Origin of the sequence: Lysinibacillus sp. NPDC093216, from assembly GCF_050280325.1 — a bacterium.
Classification (GTDB): Bacteria; Bacillota; Bacilli; order Bacillales_A; family Planococcaceae; genus Lysinibacillus.
Genome location: NZ_JBNNVB010000006.1, coordinates 34,747 through 52,724, shown reverse-complemented (window position 1 = coordinate 52,724; position 17,978 = coordinate 34,747). Strand labels below are relative to the sequence as shown.

16 protein-coding genes and 1 pseudogene are annotated in these 17,978 nt (G+C 37.7%); 7 read left to right on the top strand and 10 right to left on the bottom strand.

The genetic code is table 11. From position 1 onward, the window contains the following. Positions 1-233 precede the first annotated feature (233 nt). A complete protein-coding gene (locus ACQKOG_RS09120; RefSeq protein ID WP_370081812.1) occupies positions 234-854 on the bottom strand; it encodes a hypothetical protein in 621 nt (206 codons plus the stop codon). 267 nt (positions 855-1,121) lie between these two features. Between ACQKOG_RS09120 and ACQKOG_RS09115 the strand changes: the two genes are divergently transcribed. The 4 genes and pseudogenes from ACQKOG_RS09115 to ACQKOG_RS09100 all read left to right on the top strand — a co-directional run bounded on the left by ACQKOG_RS09115 (position 1,122) and on the right by ACQKOG_RS09100 (position 2,629). Next, positions 1,122-1,634 carry a GNAT family N-acetyltransferase gene (locus ACQKOG_RS09115; protein WP_370081810.1) on the top strand — a complete coding sequence of 171 codons (513 nt, stop codon included), beginning with the start codon at positions 1,122-1,124 and terminating at the stop codon, positions 1,632-1,634. 169 nt (positions 1,635-1,803) lie between these two features. Next, complete coding sequence (locus ACQKOG_RS09110) at positions 1,804-2,220, top strand: GNAT family N-acetyltransferase (RefSeq protein WP_370081808.1); 417 nt, start codon at positions 1,804-1,806, stop codon at positions 2,218-2,220. Positions 2,221-2,298: 78 nt separating this feature from the next. Next, a pseudogene (locus tag ACQKOG_RS09105) lies at positions 2,299-2,385 on the top strand (DinB family protein); the annotation flags it as partial. Positions 2,386-2,440: 55 nt separating this feature from the next. Beyond that, positions 2,441-2,629 carry a hypothetical protein gene (locus ACQKOG_RS09100; protein ID WP_370081806.1) on the top strand — a complete coding sequence of 63 codons (189 nt, stop codon included), beginning with the start codon at positions 2,441-2,443 and terminating at the stop codon, positions 2,627-2,629. A gap of 149 nt (positions 2,630-2,778) precedes the next feature. Here ACQKOG_RS09100 and ACQKOG_RS09095 read toward each other — a convergent pair whose 3' ends face one another. The 9 genes from ACQKOG_RS09095 to ACQKOG_RS09055 all read right to left on the bottom strand — a co-directional run bounded on the left by ACQKOG_RS09095 (position 2,779) and on the right by ACQKOG_RS09055 (position 13,179). After that, positions 2,779-3,969 (bottom strand): MFS transporter, encoded by a 1,191-nt coding sequence (locus ACQKOG_RS09095; RefSeq protein ID WP_370081804.1) that lies wholly within the window; start codon positions 3,967-3,969, stop codon positions 2,779-2,781. 30 nt (positions 3,970-3,999) lie between these two features. Next, positions 4,000-4,815 (bottom strand): MerR family transcriptional regulator, encoded by an 816-nt coding sequence (locus tag ACQKOG_RS09090; RefSeq protein WP_427446103.1) that lies wholly within the window; start codon positions 4,813-4,815, stop codon positions 4,000-4,002. A gap of 195 nt (positions 4,816-5,010) precedes the next feature. Next, positions 5,011-6,186, bottom strand: coding sequence for a D-alanyl-lipoteichoic acid biosynthesis protein DltD (gene dltD, locus ACQKOG_RS09085; protein WP_427446101.1), 1,176 nt, complete (start codon positions 6,184-6,186; stop codon positions 5,011-5,013). After that, the gene (gene dltC / locus ACQKOG_RS09080; RefSeq protein ID WP_370081798.1) at positions 6,183-6,416 is read right to left on the bottom strand and encodes a D-alanine--poly(phosphoribitol) ligase subunit 2; all 234 of its coding nucleotides are present in this window, start codon (positions 6,414-6,416) and stop codon (positions 6,183-6,185) included. Before dltC ends, dltD begins: the two co-directional genes overlap by 4 nt. 62 nt (positions 6,417-6,478) lie before the next feature. Next, positions 6,479-7,642, bottom strand: a complete 1,164-nt coding sequence (gene dltB, locus ACQKOG_RS09075; RefSeq protein WP_427446099.1) for a D-alanyl-lipoteichoic acid biosynthesis protein DltB — start codon at positions 7,640-7,642, stop codon at positions 6,479-6,481. Further along, complete coding sequence (gene dltA / locus ACQKOG_RS09070) at positions 7,639-9,111, bottom strand: D-alanine--poly(phosphoribitol) ligase subunit DltA (RefSeq protein ID WP_427446097.1); 1,473 nt, start codon at positions 9,109-9,111, stop codon at positions 7,639-7,641. The genes dltB and dltA overlap by 4 nt, the downstream gene beginning before the upstream one ends. 18 nt (positions 9,112-9,129) lie before the next feature. Then, positions 9,130-9,267, bottom strand: coding sequence for a teichoic acid D-Ala incorporation-associated protein DltX (locus ACQKOG_RS09065; protein WP_370081792.1), 138 nt, complete (start codon positions 9,265-9,267; stop codon positions 9,130-9,132). Positions 9,268-9,947: 680 nt separating this feature from the next. Then, positions 9,948-11,588: an alkaline phosphatase gene (locus tag ACQKOG_RS09060; RefSeq protein ID WP_427446095.1), complete on the bottom strand. Its 1,641-nt coding sequence runs from the start codon at positions 11,586-11,588 to the stop codon at positions 9,948-9,950. A gap of 346 nt (positions 11,589-11,934) precedes the next feature. Next, complete coding sequence (locus tag ACQKOG_RS09055) at positions 11,935-13,179, bottom strand: transglutaminase domain-containing protein (protein ID WP_427446093.1); 1,245 nt, start codon at positions 13,177-13,179, stop codon at positions 11,935-11,937. A 505-nt stretch (positions 13,180-13,684) separates the two neighbouring features. Between ACQKOG_RS09055 and secG the strand changes: the two genes are divergently transcribed. The 3 genes from secG (at position 13,685) to rnr (ending at position 17,883) form a co-directional block, all read left to right on the top strand. After that, positions 13,685-13,912: a preprotein translocase subunit SecG gene (gene secG / locus ACQKOG_RS09050; protein WP_053593102.1), complete on the top strand. Its 228-nt coding sequence runs from the start codon at positions 13,685-13,687 to the stop codon at positions 13,910-13,912. A gap of 643 nt (positions 13,913-14,555) precedes the next feature. Continuing rightward, positions 14,556-15,302, top strand: a complete 747-nt coding sequence (locus tag ACQKOG_RS09045) for an alpha/beta hydrolase (protein WP_427446091.1) — start codon at positions 14,556-14,558, stop codon at positions 15,300-15,302. A gap of 37 nt (positions 15,303-15,339) precedes the next feature. Beyond that, complete coding sequence (gene rnr, locus ACQKOG_RS09040) at positions 15,340-17,883, top strand: ribonuclease R (protein ID WP_427446089.1); 2,544 nt, start codon at positions 15,340-15,342, stop codon at positions 17,881-17,883. The last annotated feature ends 95 nt before the right edge of the window (positions 17,884-17,978 follow it).

Sequence of the window (17,978 nt, the reverse complement as noted above, 5' to 3'; positions counted from 1 at the left end):
GTTGGGGTAGATTTTGGCAAAGTGATCGGGTAGCGTGAGAAGCTGCTCGGGTAGTGTGAAAAAGTGATCGGGTAGCGTAGGAAAGTGATCAGGTAACCCCGAAAGCTGCTCGGGTAAGGCGAAAAAGTGATCGGGTTCCAAAGAGAAGTGATCAGGTCCCGAGAGAACCGCTCAGGCAGGATAAAATTCAAACTATGATTAAAACTGCACCTTAGATGCTCTTGAAATTAGCTTTAATTAGATTCATTATGAATTTTTAATTTTAATAAATACACAAGACGGACATCATCTATCATTTTCTTTACTTCATTCTCGTCCTGCAAGTCATATGTTTGTAAAGAGTTTCCTTTTGATTCTCTGTATACAGCCAATACATAAGTTTCATTTAATTTTAATTTTACGGTTTCATCTCCAAGTGCAGAGTACCATCCACTAACAATACCTTCAGTGGATTGAATTTTGTCGATTTTTTGAGGGAATGATTTAACACTTGGTGCATAAAGAAAAGCAAATGATTCAGCATCATCATTCTTTATTATTCCAAACCCAATATTACCTTTCTCTACTTTGTTTGGACTTTGCCCATAAGATAGTGTCATTAGTGAATCAGATTCCAATTGCCCATCCTTGTAACTTTCAACCCAAAGATCAACCCAACTTTTATCAGCATTATTTAATTTGAAATTATAGTCAAATAGTATACCTAAATTTAAATCTTTGAAAGTACTCACATATTTAGAATCAGTATTAGTTGAAATAGTCGCTGATTCTGTATCATTTTGATTAGCACAGCCTGAAAGAAATGACAAAAATAATATTGATAGGATACTAAAAATTAAATATTTATTTCTCAAAAAAACAACCTCACCTTTTATAAATTTGCTGCCTTTAATAAAAAAGGCAAATTGCTCTATAGATTATTATTCGACAAAAATTGGTAAAGTCCTTGAAATGCTTTTACTGGAATGGATGTGTTTATTTCATTTATATACGATAAACCAGAGAAAATGGATCTACTCTTCTGAAAGGCAATGCAAGTGCAATGTTTAGTCCGTTATTATATATTTAATTCAAAACATAAATTACATATAGGGGAAAACAATACTGAAAGGAGAATTACGATGAAAATTTTTGAAACTGAACGACTTACCCTTCGCTTACAAACAACAGATGATGCGGATTTTATCCTTGAGTTAATGAATGATCCTTCATGGTTGCAGTTCATCGGTGATCGCGGATTGAGAACAGTAGAGGATGCATGTGAATATATAGAAAACGGACCAATTCGCATGTATGAGCAATTTGGATTTTGTCTTTATTTAGTTGAAAGAAAAGAAGATCAAACCCCCCTTGGAATTTGTGGTTTAGTTAAAAGAGAGTCGCTAGAAGATGTGGATATTGGCTTCGCTTTTCTACCTAAGTATTGGGGAAAAGGATACGCCTATGAAGCAGCCTCAGCAACATTGGCATATGGTATAGATATACTAGGGTTAAATCGTATTGTAGCTATCACAACTCAAGATAATGACGCTTCAGCCAAGCTACTTGAAAAAGTAGGTTTGAAGTTTGAGAGATTAATCCAGTTTTCCGATGATGCTGATGAACTTAGACTTTTTTCATTTGACTCCTTTTAGCAAATGTCTTTTGTAGCGACAGCAACAACACACGACTTAGTGACCAACATCGTGCTGTCGCTTCGCTTTCACACAAAAAACATTTGTTTGCCAAAAGCCTCCGGACGCAATTATGCCGAGGCTTAATTGATTAGTCACTTAAAATTATTATGAAAGCAAAGGTGAGCATGTGAATATTAGAGAAGCGAATGAATTAGATTACCCAGAATTAAGAATAATCTATCTGGAATCGCGGCGTAAAAATTTCCATTGGGCTGCTTTAGAAGAATTGACTTTAGACGATTTTGATAAAGATACTATAGGAGAGCATATAATTGTAGCGGAAGAGGACCATCATATACTTGGATTTGCTTCATTATACTTGCCAGATAACTTCATTCATAATTTATTTATTCATCCAGATTTCTTAGGTAAAGGTGTAGGGGGTCACTTACTAAATGCCTCCATTAAAAAAATGAATAAACCGTTAAGATTAAAATGTGTATCCGAAAATCATAAAGCTTTGAAATTTTATGAGAAGAATGGTTGGAAGAAGGTAAATGAAGAAGGGGATAAGGAAAAATATTGGGTTATGATATATGAATAACGGATTAAGAAGGTCTTGAAATAGCCTTAAACAAGAGGGACTTCGAGTTCATTTGTAACGAAGAAGGGGGGCAGTAGCATGAATTTTAATATGAAGGAAGCTATTGAAATTCTGGAGCGTACACCGCAAACGTTGGAGTATTTTTTGATTGGATTATCAGATGGGTAGCTGTTGCTGCCGCTTCGCTTTCGCACAGAGCAAAGCTTCCTGGGGGCGTCCAATGAGCCGCTTGGGGCAACAGATGTTTTTTGCGCGAAAGCGTAGTGCTAACGAAGCGTCAGCAAAAGGGTTTCATTCTGTGCAAAAGCGTAGTGCAACGAAGCGACAGCAACAGCACGATGTTGGTCACGAAGGCGTTATCACAGGAGGTGATGGTTTTAGCCTTCGTTCCTCTATTGCTAATCCCTAAGGAGTCGCCCAGTCTCCACTCCAATCAACTTTTCTACAGGATATGCGTTTAATAAAATATCATCTCTAACTTTCTATGGTGAAGCAAGTTAAAATGAATTCATGTAAGAATAACCTTTCCTTAATTGTTTTTAAGGAAGGGTTATTTTGTTAAACATTACATTTCGTTTGAGTAGAACTTTTTTGATCTAAATGATAGCTGATAAATGTTAGCAATGAGGCAACGATTGCTACAATTCCTCCGAACCAGGATACATCAATAAGTTTCATATTCGTTGTGACAAATCCTCCAAGAGTTGAACCAAGTGCAATACCAACGTTTAAAGAGACAGGAGTTAACGATGAAGCTAAATCTTTCGCAGATGGATAGTGTTTATCCGCCAAATCAATAAAATACAATTGCATGGTGGAGTTCATTGTATATACAATAAGGGCTATAAAAGATATGTTCAACAGTCCAAAAACAATGGACGTTGATGAAATATAAAATAACCAAAGAATCACGGCTTGTATAAGAAATATATATCGAAGCTTGCCGATTCCATTACGCGTTACCAATTTTCCACCTATTATCGTACTAAAGATAGATACTACCCCGTAAAGCAAGAATACTAGACTAATAGATCGTTCCGGGACAACTAGTACGTCAAGTAATAGAGGGGTTAGATAAGTGTATACGGTATATGTAGCTCCAATGCTTAAAGCTGGAATAAAGAATGCTATGATAATACGCGAATTAGTTAATAAGCCAAGTTGTTTTTTTAAAGAGCTTTTTGCTCCAGTTAGTCCTTTAGGTATTGTAGCAGAGCTAGCAATGAACGAAATAATCCCCAATAGGGCGGTAAACCAAAAGGTCATTCGCCAGCCACCTAATTGTCCAATATAGGTACCAATCGGCACTCCAATTACACTAGCTATAGTAAAGCCGGTAAAGATGATCGAAATAACAGGTCCTCTCTTTTTAGTTGGCATTACCTCGCTAGCGACTGCCATTGCAAGTGCAATTAAAATCCCTGTCACAACAGCTGTAAGTATTCTCGATACAATAAGTAGCCCATACGTTGCCGATAAAGCGGATAAACTATTACCTGCAATAAATAGTACGATTAATGTAAGCATGAGCGGATACTTTGAGAATCGACTGGATATTGCTGTTAAAATGGGCGTGCCGATTGCAAAGGATATGGCGAAAGTAGATACGAGAGCGCCAGCTGTAGAGATGGAGATATTTAAGTCGGTTGACACTTCGGATAGCAGCCCGACAATGACAAATTCACTCGTTCCAAGGACAAAGGTCAATAAAAATAAATTTAAAGTCAAAAGCTTCTGATGTTTAGTCAAAGCAATATCTCCTTCCTTACCATTCAAAAATTAAGCTCTTTCAACAGCAATCTGAACTTCTGCAACGTAGGATTCTGGATTGTCTAATTTTTTATGAGGAATGCAGATTTCACGGCGAGGTTCATTGTCCTTCAAGCGATATCCATTTCGTTCAATCCATAATGCTAACTCTGTACTTGCTGTGCAGCGGCTTGTTGTCGAGCAATGATGGACAAGTGTGGCCATCATCGGAGCTTCTGGCAATCTTTTTACTGTAAAAGGGGGGGAACTCGGTATATCGAACGTCAACGAACGAGCTACCTCTATATCAATAGCATCCTCACACTCTTCACAGCCATGCCAAAGTACCATTTGGGACAAGGAAGAATGCCCAGAGACTCCTAAATAATCATCCAGCTCTTGAAACATCTCAGGGATTTGTCTAAACGATGCTTTTTTACGATAAGACAATACGAGCTGTGGCTTAATTTCTTTTAGAACGACATCAAGTGAAGCTACATCTTTTCCCTCGTTCTCGATATTACATAGACCTTCCTTTATGCGAGCCAGTCTAGCGTTTTCGGCATCCAAAATGGATTGAATCTCATTTTGCTTAATTCTGAACATACCTCTAATTTGCTCAAGAGAGATATTCTCTCCCATCATTTGACGAATTTGCTCTAAGGAGAACCCCAATTCTTTGAACGCTAAAATACGATGGATTTGAAACATTTGGTCAGCTGAGTAATACCGATATCCCGTAAATTTGTCAGTATAAGCAGGCTTAAGCAAATTCAATTGGTCATAGTAACGTAATGTCTTTACAGATACTTGGCTAAGCTTTGAAAACTCGCTAATTTTAAACATCGATTCATCTCCAATACTTTTTTATCCTATTGTCTTTATGAGTATATCTGTCCAGTTAAGGGGAGAGTCAAGGGAAATATAGAGGGGTTGTTAGAAGAGGGTACCGGAGGGATATTGATTGCCATAAAAAAAAGACAGTCTTCAGTGATTAACACTTTAGACTGTCTCTACGTTCTTTAAATGAGAACAATGCAATTATTTCTGTGCCCAATATTTGTCCAGCTCTTGGTCTAGATAGACCCAGCCTTTCCATGCGATATGAATCGTATCCATAATGAAATAAGGATCATAGTCATGGCCTGAGAAATCAACATATGGAACATCATTTTTAGTCAATATCTGATCCATTTTTTCGTAATATTTTTCACGGCGATCCGCAGGATATTCAGTGTAGTCATACCAATGACCATTTACTGGAATAGAGACAAATAGTGGCTTTGCACCAGCATCTTTTAAAATATCAATTACAAGCTGTAAATCCTCATATTCGGGTGAAGTCGTATAATCTTCGTTTTTGCGCATTCCTTCAAACTTTTTAATATTAGCATTTACAAGACGTTTATAAAATTTGTTTTCAATCATTAAATCATTGGAAACACGTTTCTCGCCATATTTCTCGGCATTTTTTATTTGCTGCTCGAATGTTTGGTCCGCAACTAGTTTGTCATTGCTTTTTAAGTTACTTCCTTCACGAGGGAAGAGCGAGTAATATAAATCTTTTTTCTCTAAAAGTGCCTTTTGGACATGGCCTGCCATCAAGGCAAGTCGCCCGATGATTGGTTTTTCCTTACCGCCAGATAATTTATATTCATAAATTGTTTTAAGCAGCTCATCTCGATTAACAGTATCGAATTCAAGAAGGCGTTTCATTCCTCGATTTCGAAGATCTTCGTCAATGTCCTTATTGTATGCTAAATCATAAGCATGCAACATCGAATAGTTAGGAGAGAAGTGTAATTCATTCATTCCCTTTTTCGTAAACCATTGAGGAGAAATGATGAAAACAATTTTCTTATCCTTTAAATTCTTTTCCTGTGCAGCAAAATTTAAAAAGTGTGTAATAGACTGCATTCCACCACGCCCGACCATAAATGTCGTATACGGAGCATCTGTAGCCCGAGTATAATTATAAGGGTGGAAAGGGTCGAAACGATTTAATTCTGAGGAGCCATATAAAGGCATAGTTTTAGGCTCCTGTAACATTCGCTCCTGGAAATACATCCCTTGGAACACTAATGGAGACATACTTGTCTTTGCCTGCTCTACATCTTCATCTGAAATCCAAGCTTTTATCCAGGAATTAGGGAAGAATATCAAGGCAGCAAAAAGAGCAAAAGCAATTAATATTGATAGAAAGCCTTTCTTAATCATTGTCTTTCAGCTAATTCCGCTACAATACGATTTGGCGTGTTCCATTCCTCACGGTTGAAATCAGTAATTGGCACTGAGATATTAAAGCGGCTTTCAATTTCCACTAATAAATTAATTGTACCGAATGAATCAAGAAGTCCTTCTTCAAATAAATCGATATCTGGGTTTTCTAAAATGATATCGTCCTCGCATAACTCTACTAACATTTCTAAAACTTGTTGTTTATCCATATTATAAATCTCCTTTATTGTTTAGGCTGTGGTATTCATAAAAACATGAACAGAGCCATTAATTAAAATAATGTTCCTGAAAAAATATAGAAACCAAAGCAAATGGCATTAAACGTAATAAATACGCCGATTGCATGAGTCCATTTATTTTTCGGCCAAATCTTGCGCTTCTTATTCCAACGTTCAAATTTATCGAAACAGATAATTAATAAGGCATGGTAGAGACCATAGACAATATAGTGCAATTCTAAACCGTGCCAAATACCCATTAAAAAGAACAGTAAGAAGAAGCCAAGATAAGAAACTGTATATTTGTTTTTAATCCATTTTTTCTTAGTCATCCAAAGCACAAAGCGCATATAAACATAATCCCTGAACCAGAATGAAAGACTCATATGCCAACGGTTCCAGAAGTCTTTAATATTGCGACTCGAGAATGGACGGTTAAAGTTAATTGGCGTTTGAACACCCATAATGCGACTAACACCAACAGCAAAAGCACTATAACCTGCAAAGTCAAAAAATAGATAAAAACTATACATATACATATACGCTATTTGCCCTTGAAAAGGTGTCAAATAGTTATAAGTTTGATTTGGTAAATAAATAAGTGTGTAATTGTATATTAAATAAGCCAAAATAAATTTATATAAAAAGCCTACAAATATATAATTGATCCCACTTAACAGTAGCTTTTGATAGTCTTGACCAGATGGCACTGTGTGCATATCTTTATAAAAGCGTCTCCAACGATCAATAGGTCCCGAAGTTATTGTTGGGAAGAACAGTAAGAAATAAGCAAGCTCAACTACTGAAATTTTATCCTTAATTAAGCCATCACGTGTTTCTAAAATCATTTGTACCGATTTAAAGGTAATATAGGATACCCCTAAAAATCCAAATAAATTATTAAGGCCAAGCATAGGCAGAACCTTCACAAGTACAAGTGGCAAAATGGACAGCAGTACAGCAATTACGAATACGGACGTGCTATTCTTCTGTGAGCGATATTTTTGGTAAACGACAATTAATAATAACTGAAATACTGTAAATAGTATAAGAGAAATTGAGCCATGCGGGGAGTTACCAAAAATAAGAGCTAATACGATAATCGAAATAAAGATATTATAGCGTTTAGCTGATTTCCCACGTAGTCCTAAAATAATGGTTGGCATTAATAAAATACCAATGATGATGAAAAAAATTATATTTCCATAAGCCGTCATACTGTTTCCATAACCGCCAATCCTTTACGATCAACTTTACCGTTAGTATTTAAAGGTAAAGAGTCAATGTATTTGAACGTTTTCGGAATCATATAAGATGGTAAATACTCTGCTAACAATGCTTTAAGCTGCTTCGTCATTTTGAAGGCAGAGTCCGTTAATGGCTCGCGAAGAACAACAAACGCACTTAGTGAAACAATTTCACCATCTTTTGAAATAGGTATAACAACACAGCTAGCAACAGCTGGAAGATTGCCAATTTGCTTTTCAATCTCCTCGATTTCTAAACGATAACCATGCAGTTTCACTTGGAAATCTTTTCGGCCAGAAAAGAATAGATAGCCATCTTTTTCATAACCAACGTCCCCAGTTTTATAAATACGTTGATCCCCTATTGTAGGAAACGCTTTAAGTGTTAAATCAGGTGCCCCAAGATAACCTGCACTTACAGTCGGTCCAGAAATAATAATCTCGCCATCTTCTTGCAAGGATAGATTAGGCTCAGATAGAGGAGCGATTGGTAATTGGTCAAATTGATCCAAAAGTTCCTTTGTTACTTCTACATAAGATACGGCAACGGTTGTTTCTGTAGGACCGTATAAATTAAAAATAGAAGCTTGTGGGAAGCGTTGCATTAATTCTTTCGATACGGATACTGGTAAAACCTCTCCGCAGAATAAAAACGTATTTAACGAAGGCATTAACGCTTGATTCCATTCTTTGTTCATTAAACATATCTTCGCAAAGGAAGGTGTAGAAGTCCAAACGCGAATACCAGATGAAGCTAATGACTCAAATAACGCTTTTGGATTAGCAATTTGCTCTTGCGTAATTGCGTAAAGTGTTTGCCCACTAACGAGTGCAGGATATAAATCCATCACAGATAAATCAAAGGAATAAGGCGCTTGATTTAGAAACACACCAGATTCCTGTAGTGGGAAATGCTCATGCATCCAAGCAACAAAATGTGCTAAATTATCGGCTGTAATTTGAACACCTTTTGGCTTACCAGTAGAACCAGATGTGTAAATAATATAATGGATTTCTTGATCCTTAACCCATGTTGAAGGCTCTGTCGAAATGCTAGTAGCTTGAGCAACTAAATCACTTACTTCCACTACAGGGACTGATTGGTTCGAGCCTAATGCTTCAGTTTTTAGTAGTAAACAAGCCTGAGAAGCTTCTATTATAATTTGTAACCTTTCAGACGGTGTAGAAGAATCAACTGGTACATACGGATGACCCGCCTTTACAGCTCCTAAAAAGGCAACGATTTGTAAAGGGGACATATGCCCGTAGACGACGATTGGTTGTTGTCTTTTTAAATCAAGAGCCATTAAATACTGTGCTACACAATCAGAAAGATGCCAAAGCTCACCATACGTTAAGGAATCACTATTAGTTTGATATGCAGTTCGATGAGGATGCTGTTGTGCCACTTTTTGAATAGCCTCTAAAATGCTTAACATAGTTTATATCTCCTTTTCTTAAAATTCCGTATATATAAATGGTCCTGCGTTCATATCATGGAAGCCATGGATAAAAAACAAGAGCGCTAAAATGATGAAGTAAAATAACGTAAAGCCTATAAAACGTAAAACCTCATTATTTTTAATGGATTGCATAGGTCCACCCCCAATTAAAAATGAAAAAAGATTATAACTTTGTAAATATACTAAATAAATAGATATTTTTTCAAGTTTTTTCTAAAATTTAATTTTAAACCCTAATAAAATTTTTAACACTGTTTTGACGGATTGTAGATAAAAATGTTGCTAAATTACTAGATATTCATAAAATCATAAGATTAATTTAAGGTAAAATTAAGGTTTAAGAGAACGTAACTAAAATAAGGGAAGAAATTGATCTTAAAAACACTTTGTCTCACCCCAACTTGAAGTTTACTAAAATTACAACCACCTTTATTATCGCTGTTTTTCCGCTTCATTGGTACTTAAGAAATCCTTAAATTTCGTTATAGGGCATCGGAAGCAATCCGTTTTTTCATTACTTAAAGCATAATAAATGAAAGTAAAATCAAAGTAAATCGCACGGAAAATATTGGTATGAAATGTGATGAGATATAAAAGGGGATAACCAAAATGGAAGCTACAAAATGTTAAGCAGATGATGGAAGTGGTAATCTTTTGAGGACTGTTGCAAAATCAAATTTGAGCAAAAAGAAAAGTGCCACCATCAAGTTAAACATCTCAACTTTTGATAGCACCCTTATTTTTATCCCACTTTAACGAGTACAAGAAACTTACAGCGAAAGCTTGTGGTCAATAACTCCTCGTAAAAGCCCTTATTTGATTACATTTAAAACTTTTTTAGAAACGTAAAATTCAGTACCGTTGTAGACATTGATTGTGTCAAAGGTATGCGTTTTTGCTGTCTTGTCTTGTTCGTATATTACAATGTTCTTATTAACTGGGATTGTAACGGTTACATTATTTTTTTGTGCAATAAATTTAGGGTTTTCTTTATCAGTTAAGTCAATTTTAGATGTGTAGCCTTTTTCTGTGAATGCTTTTGTTGCCGGTATATATAAATCATCTGTAAGCTTATCTAAATCGAAGTCCATAAACTTTGCCATCGCATGTGCTAAATCCGTGTTTTCTACAAGGCCTGTAATTTTAGATGGTCCGAATGAGTATAAAAACACATCATCACCAGTATGCCCACCGGTTGTAAAGCCAATATTAGCACGGTTGGCAAGCATTTTTACCATTTCTTCTCCGGGGTCTTTAGCTAATTGTAATGTTGCAAGCTCGTCTGCAGATAAATCATCTAATCCATAAAGTGCAGCGACTTCTACAATATTTGATTTATCTTCTTGTAATTGGCTTAGCGCACCTTCAACTGTCATTTTAGCTTTCTTTAGAGGATCGATATAGGCAGAAACAGGTGTGTTGGAATAAGTACTTGTCGTGTTAGCATTACCCATTGTAATCCCACTATTGCCGTGGTCTGTAACAGCTATGACCATAGTATTACCATCTTCTTTTGCAAAATCAACCGCTTCCTTAACTGCAGCATCAAACGATAAAATATCGCTAATCATGCCAATTGTGTCATTGGCATGAGCCGCCCAGTCCACTTTACTACCTTCTACAAATAAGAAGAAACCATCATCATCCTTTTTGAGCGTATCAATAGCTTTACTAGTCATCTCAGCAAGAGTTGGCTCAGATGCTTTTGTTTTGGCACGATCAAAATCGTAGGCAAGAGCACTTGGAGCAAAGCTTCCCCAAATTTTTGACGATTTACTATTTAGAAGCTCATTTCGCGTTTTTACGATGTCATAATTTTTTTCTTTAAGGACATCCACTAAATTCTCGCCATCTTTTCGAGCATTTTTAGTTGTGCCAGGTGCCAGAGACTCAAAGCCACCACCTAATACGACATCAATGTTTTGATAAACTTGCTGCTCAGCGATGTTATCATATTGGCTTCTATTATTAACATGTGCAGAAAAGCCTGCTGGTGTGGCATGCTGAATTTCCGAAGTAGAAATCAATCCAGTCGCCTTGCCCTGTTGTTTAGCTCCTTCTAAAACATTAGCTACTGGTCTATAAGCATCCTCTTTGGCAATTTGCTTAAGCCCTGGTGAATTAATAACGGACGGTAACACACCCACAAATTTATCATTTGATTTATGGCCAGTTGCTAACGCAGTAGCGGCAGGAGCTGAATCAGTAATGGCTGAATCGGCAGAGTATGTACGCACGCCCCCTGATAAAATTTCATCCATCGCTAAACTTTGACCTTTATACCAACGAGAAAGTGTAACGGCATTATTACTACTACCATCCATCACGAGCATAATCACATTTGTTGGCTTCTTTACTTGAGCAGCTTGTACCTGCGGTTGAGCGATACTAATCGAAGATAAAGCAATTGCACTTGCTAACAACAATGAACTCCATTTTTTTGAGTGTTTCATGATTTTCCTCCTTAAGGTCGATTCACAAGTAAGTGTAAAGGAAGGTTGTTAAGCTACGATGAATTAATTGTTATGATATTGTGGGGGTATTGTTAAATATTGGAGTGTGGACAGGTCACAGCGTCAAAAATGAGAGACCCTGGAGCGAGCAAATAGGGGGAACGAAGGCTAAAAGCATCACGCCTTGTGATAAAGCCTTCGTGACCAACATAGTGTTCCACCCCAGTAAAGCACCCAGTCGGAATGGAGATTACCCCACGTTTGGTGATGAGCTAAAGAATAGAGGTGAAAGTAGAATCTGCGTACTATCCATTGATTAATGGAAGCATGCAGATTCTTGAAATGGCTATAAATTTTGTGAATGTTTTTCACCGTCAATGGTTTCGTATAACAAAACCCCTTTATCATCAATGAACAAGTTTAGAACCTCTACCTCTAATAACACTTCTTCTGAGCCATCATTTATAAATATTTTTGTTAAAAAGCCGTCATTATCATAATCACTGCAATAAATCGCATCTTCAGCAGCAGCCAGGTAATAGCAGGATGTTTCTGTAACTTGTCTATTTTGTTTTGTTGCTAAATCATAGGCGTATAACATGCTATCGGTCATGCTATTATAATAAATAACATTGCCAACAGTATCTGCGTACCACATATCATGCATAAAATCATACGCATTGCTTGTAGCCGCAAAATAGTTATCTTTTGCCCATATATGATCTTCACTTAGTTTTTCGTCATTCACTAAAAAATATTCGTAGGAAATAGCATATGGTTCATCAGGATTAACATCATTCCAAGTCGTATCAACATGATACCAATCACCATTAACACTTACTAAATTCCATGCATGAAGCTGATTATCGCTATAGCCATATACATATTTAGCATCAAGACCAGCCGCCAAAAATAAACGGTAGGCTAATAGTGCATAAGCTTGGCAAACACCAGTTTCTTTACTGACTAATTCATAAACAGATTGACCTTCTGACGCATCTTCACCAGAATAAGTGGCTAGTTGTACTACAAAGTCATTAACGGCTTTAGCACGATGAAAATCATCCATGTCATTTGTAATATACTTATTTGTAAAATTCTCTACATAAGCATCTACTTTCTTTTCCTTCTTGGCATCTGTTAAATATGTAAAATCAAATTCTACTTCATAACCATTATCTATTTCCCATGCTTCCCAATTGTAATTTTCGACGTATCCTGCTGTATAAGGATTTACGAAATTAATTATGTTATAAATATCATTTAGTTGTCTTTCAAATGCATCCCAACCTAATTTTCCTTTATAAACTATTGTAAAGTTTGTATCAAATTTTGTTATATGCTTCTCAACTTTTTTTGAAAACTGAAGCAAAGCAGGATCTTTCTTAAATAATGTCGTTGAAAAAAGGTCCTCCGCAGAAAACTCAACTGATTGTGCTTTGCTAGTAGGCTCCTTAAGGTCTATAGAAGTCTCTTCTACAGATTCAGTTCTCTCTGGTAATAATACTTCGACAGCCTTGATAGCAGCTGAGCAAGCGCTAAGCATGCTTAAAATAATAAGTAAAAAAATCAGCAATATACTCTTTTTCATAATTCCTCCCATTAATCATTACATTTTTGGCGCATCACTAAAACGTGAGGTTGATTTCAGAGCTTTCCTGAGGGCTTTCGATAGCCGCCTAGGGCAACAGATGTTTTTTGTGCGAAAGCAAAGCGACAGATGTTTTTTTTGTGAAAGCGTAGTGCAACGTAGCGGCAGCAGCAGGATGTTAGTTACGAAGGCGTTATCACAGGACGTGTGCTCTTAGCCTTCGTGCCTCTATTCCGTAGGGTCTCTTTTATGTCGCTAATCCCCAAGGAGTAATCTAGCCTCCGCGCCAATCAACTTATATGAATGGCATTTTTTTGAAATTTTAGTGATGACTATACTTTTAACTATTATAGGATAATGTGATAGCAAGATGGTATGCTGATTTTTAGAAAAACTAACTAACAGAGGGAGAATGAGGGTATTTATTAATCTCAGTTTGTCAAGAGAACCTTTTTTTGTTATAATATATTACGTTGTGATGTTCGAAGTTCGGGAGGTGCAGTGAATGCATACAGTAGTATTAGTTTCATTAGTTATCGTATCAATAGCGTTGATCGTTGTAGTATTACTTCAATCTAGTAAAAGTGCAGGCTTGTCAGGTGCCATCTCGGGTGGAGCTGAACAACTATTTGGAAAGCAAAAAGCACGTGGTATGGATTTAATCCTTCATCGTGTAACAATTGTGTTAGCAATATTATTCTTTATTTTAGCACTCGCTATTACAAAAATCTAATAGTTGAAGATATATCGCCTAACCTTTACTGGTTGGGCGTTTTCTTTTATGGTACTAATTATTTGGATGCCAATACATAGTTAGTTTAGTAAAGTGAATACCCGCGGGCGGGGAAGGGAAATACTCGCGGAAGCGAAGCGAATACCCGCGCGGGGAAGGGAAATACTCGCGGAAGCAAGGCGAATACTCGCGCGGGGAAGGGAAATACTCGCGGAAGCAAGGCGAATACTCGCGCGAAGCAGAAAAATACTCGCGGAAGCGAAGCAAATACCCGCGAATCGCAAAATGATGGATAGAATTCTCAAAGTCGTGGATAGAAGAGCCGAAATCGTGGATAGAACCATCAAAATCGTGGATAGAAGAGCCAAAATGGTGGATAGAATCCTCAAAGTGTGGAAGAAAAGCCAAAATGGTGGATAGAATCCTCAAAATCGTGGATAGAAGAGCCAAAATCGTGGATAGAATCCTCAAAGCGACGGATAGAATCCCAAAATGCCAGAAAGACCATCAAAATGCTGAAAAAAACCATCAAATTAACCGATAAAATCTCATAAAAGATGTAACAATCGCCAAAACTTTTGAGGAAGCTTCAGTATGGCTATAATGGTTATAGTATATGTATTTGGATGAAGGAGAGCTCGCAATGAAAAAATCGTTATCACAGCCTTTTTTCTTTCAGGCAGGACCTAGGGCAGTTTTATTATTGCATGGGTTTACGGGAAGTTCGGCGGATGTGCGGATGCTTGGTAGATTTTTAGAGAAAAAAGGGTATACTACATTAGCACCTCATTATAAAGGTCACGGTGTGGAACCTGAGGAACTTATTACAACAGGTCCTGCTGATTGGTGGCAGGATGTCGTAGCCGCGTATAAACAGTTGCAGGATGCGGGCTATGAGGAGATTGCTGTTGCTGGCTTGTCATTGGGTGGTGTGATGGCTTTAAATGTTGCGCTGAATAACCCGGTGAAAGGTATAGTGACAATGTGTGCTCCAATGACGATGCGTACAACTGATGTTATGTTTCAAGGTGTACTGAAATATGCGAGGGACTATAAAAAGTTCCAAGGTAAAGATGAGGAGCAAATCGAAGCTGAAGTTGGGTTAATTGCTGAAAAAGGCATGCCATCTTTACAAGAGTTGCGAGGGTTTATTGCTCGGACACGTCAAGAAATTGACATGATTTATGCACCAATTTTTGTCGTGCAGGCGACAAATGATGAGGTAATTGAGACAGAATCTGCCAACATTATATATAATCAAACTGAGTCACTTGAAAAACAGATCAAGTGGTATGAAAACTCAAAACATGTTATTACGTTAGATCAAGAAAAAGATCAGTTACATGAAGATATTTATCGCTTTTTAAAAAGCCTAAATTGGGCACAATAAAAATATAGTTAGGATTTTCTCATGAAGGAGGGAAATTATGAAAGACCAGAAAGATACACTACAAAGTCGTTTACTCGACTTTTTCGGTGAAGAAGAATATAAACCATTAACCGTTGGCGAAATCGAGGATGTATTTGGTTTTAAAGATGCTGACGAATTTAAAGAATTAGTGAAAACGTTAGTACGTATGGAGGGGCAAGGCTTAGTTGTGCGTTCTCGCTCCAATCGTTATGGCCTGCCAGAGCGCATGAATTTACTTCGAGGTAAATTTATCGGACATGCGAAAGGTTTTGGCTTTGTGACACCTGATATTGAGGGGATGGATGATGTTTTCATTCCACCGCATGAAATAAATGGTGCGATTAACGGCGATATCGTTTTAATACGTGTTTTAAAGGAATCATTCGGTGATCGTCGTGAAGGTACAGTGACAAAGGTAGTAGAGCGTGGACAAACGAGCTTTGTTGGGACGTTCCAAGCTAATCGAGGCTTTGGTTTTGTTGTTTTAGATGACAAAAAACTACCGATGGATATTTTCATTGCTAAGGGAGATACATTAGGAGCTGTTGACGGACACAAGGTTGTCGTTGAGGTAGCTACTTGGCCAGAGGATTTAAAATCAGCAACAGGCTATATTACTAAGATTTTAGGGCACAAAAATGATCCAGGTGTGGACATTTTATCTATTTTATATAAGCACGATATTCCACCTGAATTCCCTGAAGAAGTGGTTGCTGCTGCGCAACGTGTGCCAGATGAAATTACAGAGGCTGATTTAGAAGGCCGCCGTGATTTACGCCATGAAACGATTGTGACAATCGATGGAGCTGATGCGAAGGATTTGGATGATGCTGTAACCGTAACGAAAAATGTAGACGGTACTTATAAACTTGGCGTACATATTGCAGATGTTAGTTATTATGTAACACAAGGCTCTGTAATAGATGTTGAAGCTTATGATCGTGCGACGAGTGTTTATTTAACAGACCGCGTTATTCCAATGATTCCGCATCGGTTATCGAATGGAATCTGTTCATTAAATCCACAGGTTGATCGTCTAGTACTGTCTTGTGAAATGATTATTGATGCAAATGGTAATGTGATTTCTCATGAAATTTTCCAAAGTGTCATTAAAACAACTGAGCGTATGACATATAGAGACGTTTACAAAATTTTAGAGGAGCAGGACGCAGAGCTAATTGCCCGCTATGAGCCACTAGTACCAATGTTTAAACATATGGCGGAGCTGTCTAACATTTTACGTACTAAACGTGAAATGCGTGGTGCAATTGACTTTGACTTTAAAGAATCTAAAGTGATCGTGGACGAAGATGGCTGGCCAGTAGACATTGAATTACGTGAACGTACAGTAGCAGAAAAATTAATTGAAGATTTCATGCTAGCTGCCAATGAAACAGTAGCAGAGCACTTCCATTGGATGAATGTACCGTTCCTTTACCGTATTCACGAAGATCCAAAGCCAGAAAAGCTGCAACGCTTCTTTGAATTTGTCACGAACTTCGGTATTTTAATCAAAGGTACAGGAAACACGGTCCATCCGAAAGCTTTACAGGATGTAATAAAAGCCATTGAAGGCATGCCAGAGGAGCCTGTTATTTCAACGATGCTTCTACGCTCGATGCAACAGGCAAAATATTATCCTGAAAGCATAGGCCACTTTGGTTTATCAACCGATTTCTATACACACTTTACGTCACCGATTCGACGTTATCCGGACTTAATCGTCCATCGTTTAATTCGTACGTATTTAATTAATAAAGATACATCAAAAGAAACGGTTGCGCAGTGGAGTATGGCGATGGATGAAATTGCTGACCATACGTCAGAACGTGAACGCCGTGCTGTCGATGCAGAACGCGATACTGATGCACTGAAAAAAGCACAATATATGTCCGATAAAATTGGTGAAGAGTTTGAAGGAATTGTTTCATCCATTACAAACTTCGGGATTTTCGTGGAGCTACCAAACACGATTGAAGGACTTGTCCATATTAGCAATATGACAGATGACTATTACCGCTTTGATGATCGTCAAATGATCATGATTGGCGAACGTACAAATCGTCAATTCCGTATTGGTGATGAAGTTACAGTCCGTGTAGCAAATGTTATTATTGAGGAGTCATCGATTGACTTTGAAATCGTCGGAATGGTAACGTCTTATGGACGAACACGAAAAGCAGCACCTACTGTTATTCACGCACGCAAAAACTATAGCGACAACAAAGATGGTCGTAATGGCCGCAAAGGTGGCCGCAACGGGGAAGAGCGAGGCGGACGTGGCAATCGCGGTGGTCGCAACGAAGAACAACGAGGTGGACGTGGCAGTCACAGTGGTCGCAACGAAGAACAACGAGGTGGACGTGGCAGTCACAGTGGTCGCAATGAAGAAGGACGAAGCGAACAAGGAGAACGACGTGAAAACGACCGTGATCCACGAGGACGCCGCAAAGATGGCTCAAACTCAAGCCCAGGCCCTAAAAAAGGCGTGAAGCAAAAGCAAAAGTTCTACGAGGGCGTCGCCAAGAAAAACAAAAAGAAAAAATCAAAACGTAAATAACGTAAAAGTATAGGTGAAGGCACCATTTAGCGCTTTAAAGCAATTTAAAGCGGGTGCTTTCACTTTATCAATAAGAGCAGGTTGACCCTGCTATC

Bases quoted from the DNA above. Each gene is read 5' to 3' on its own strand.
- ACQKOG_RS09060 (WP_427446095.1), bottom strand. From the start codon at position 11,588: ATGAAACACTCAAAAAAATGGAGTTCATTGTTGTTAGCAAGTGCAATT.
- ACQKOG_RS09055 (WP_427446093.1), bottom strand. From the start codon at position 13,179: ATGAAAAAGAGTATATTGCTGATTTTTTTACTTATTATTTTAAGCATG.
- dltD (WP_427446101.1), bottom strand. From the start codon at position 6,186: ATGATTAAGAAAGGCTTTCTATCAATATTAATTGCTTTTGCTCTTTTT.
- ACQKOG_RS09045 (WP_427446091.1), top strand. From the start codon at position 14,556: ATGAAAAAATCGTTATCACAGCCTTTTTTCTTTCAGGCAGGACCTAGG.
- ACQKOG_RS09090 (WP_427446103.1), bottom strand. From the start codon at position 4,815: ATGTTTAAAATTAGCGAGTTTTCAAAGCTTAGCCAAGTATCTGTAAAG.
- ACQKOG_RS09115 (WP_370081810.1), top strand. From the start codon at position 1,122: ATGAAAATTTTTGAAACTGAACGACTTACCCTTCGCTTACAAACAACA.
- dltC (WP_370081798.1), bottom strand. From the start codon at position 6,416: ATGGATAAACAACAAGTTTTAGAAATGTTAGTAGAGTTATGCGAGGAC.
- ACQKOG_RS09100 (WP_370081806.1), top strand. From the start codon at position 2,441: ATGAGCCGCTTGGGGCAACAGATGTTTTTTGCGCGAAAGCGTAGTGCT.
- secG (WP_053593102.1), top strand. From the start codon at position 13,685: ATGCATACAGTAGTATTAGTTTCATTAGTTATCGTATCAATAGCGTTG.
- dltB (WP_427446099.1), bottom strand. From the start codon at position 7,642: ATGACGGCTTATGGAAATATAATTTTTTTCATCATCATTGGTATTTTA.
- rnr (WP_427446089.1), top strand. From the start codon at position 15,340: ATGAAAGACCAGAAAGATACACTACAAAGTCGTTTACTCGACTTTTTC.
- dltA (WP_427446097.1), bottom strand. From the start codon at position 9,111: ATGTTAAGCATTTTAGAGGCTATTCAAAAAGTGGCACAACAGCATCCT.
- ACQKOG_RS09065 (WP_370081792.1), bottom strand. From the start codon at position 9,267: ATGCAATCCATTAAAAATAATGAGGTTTTACGTTTTATAGGCTTTACG.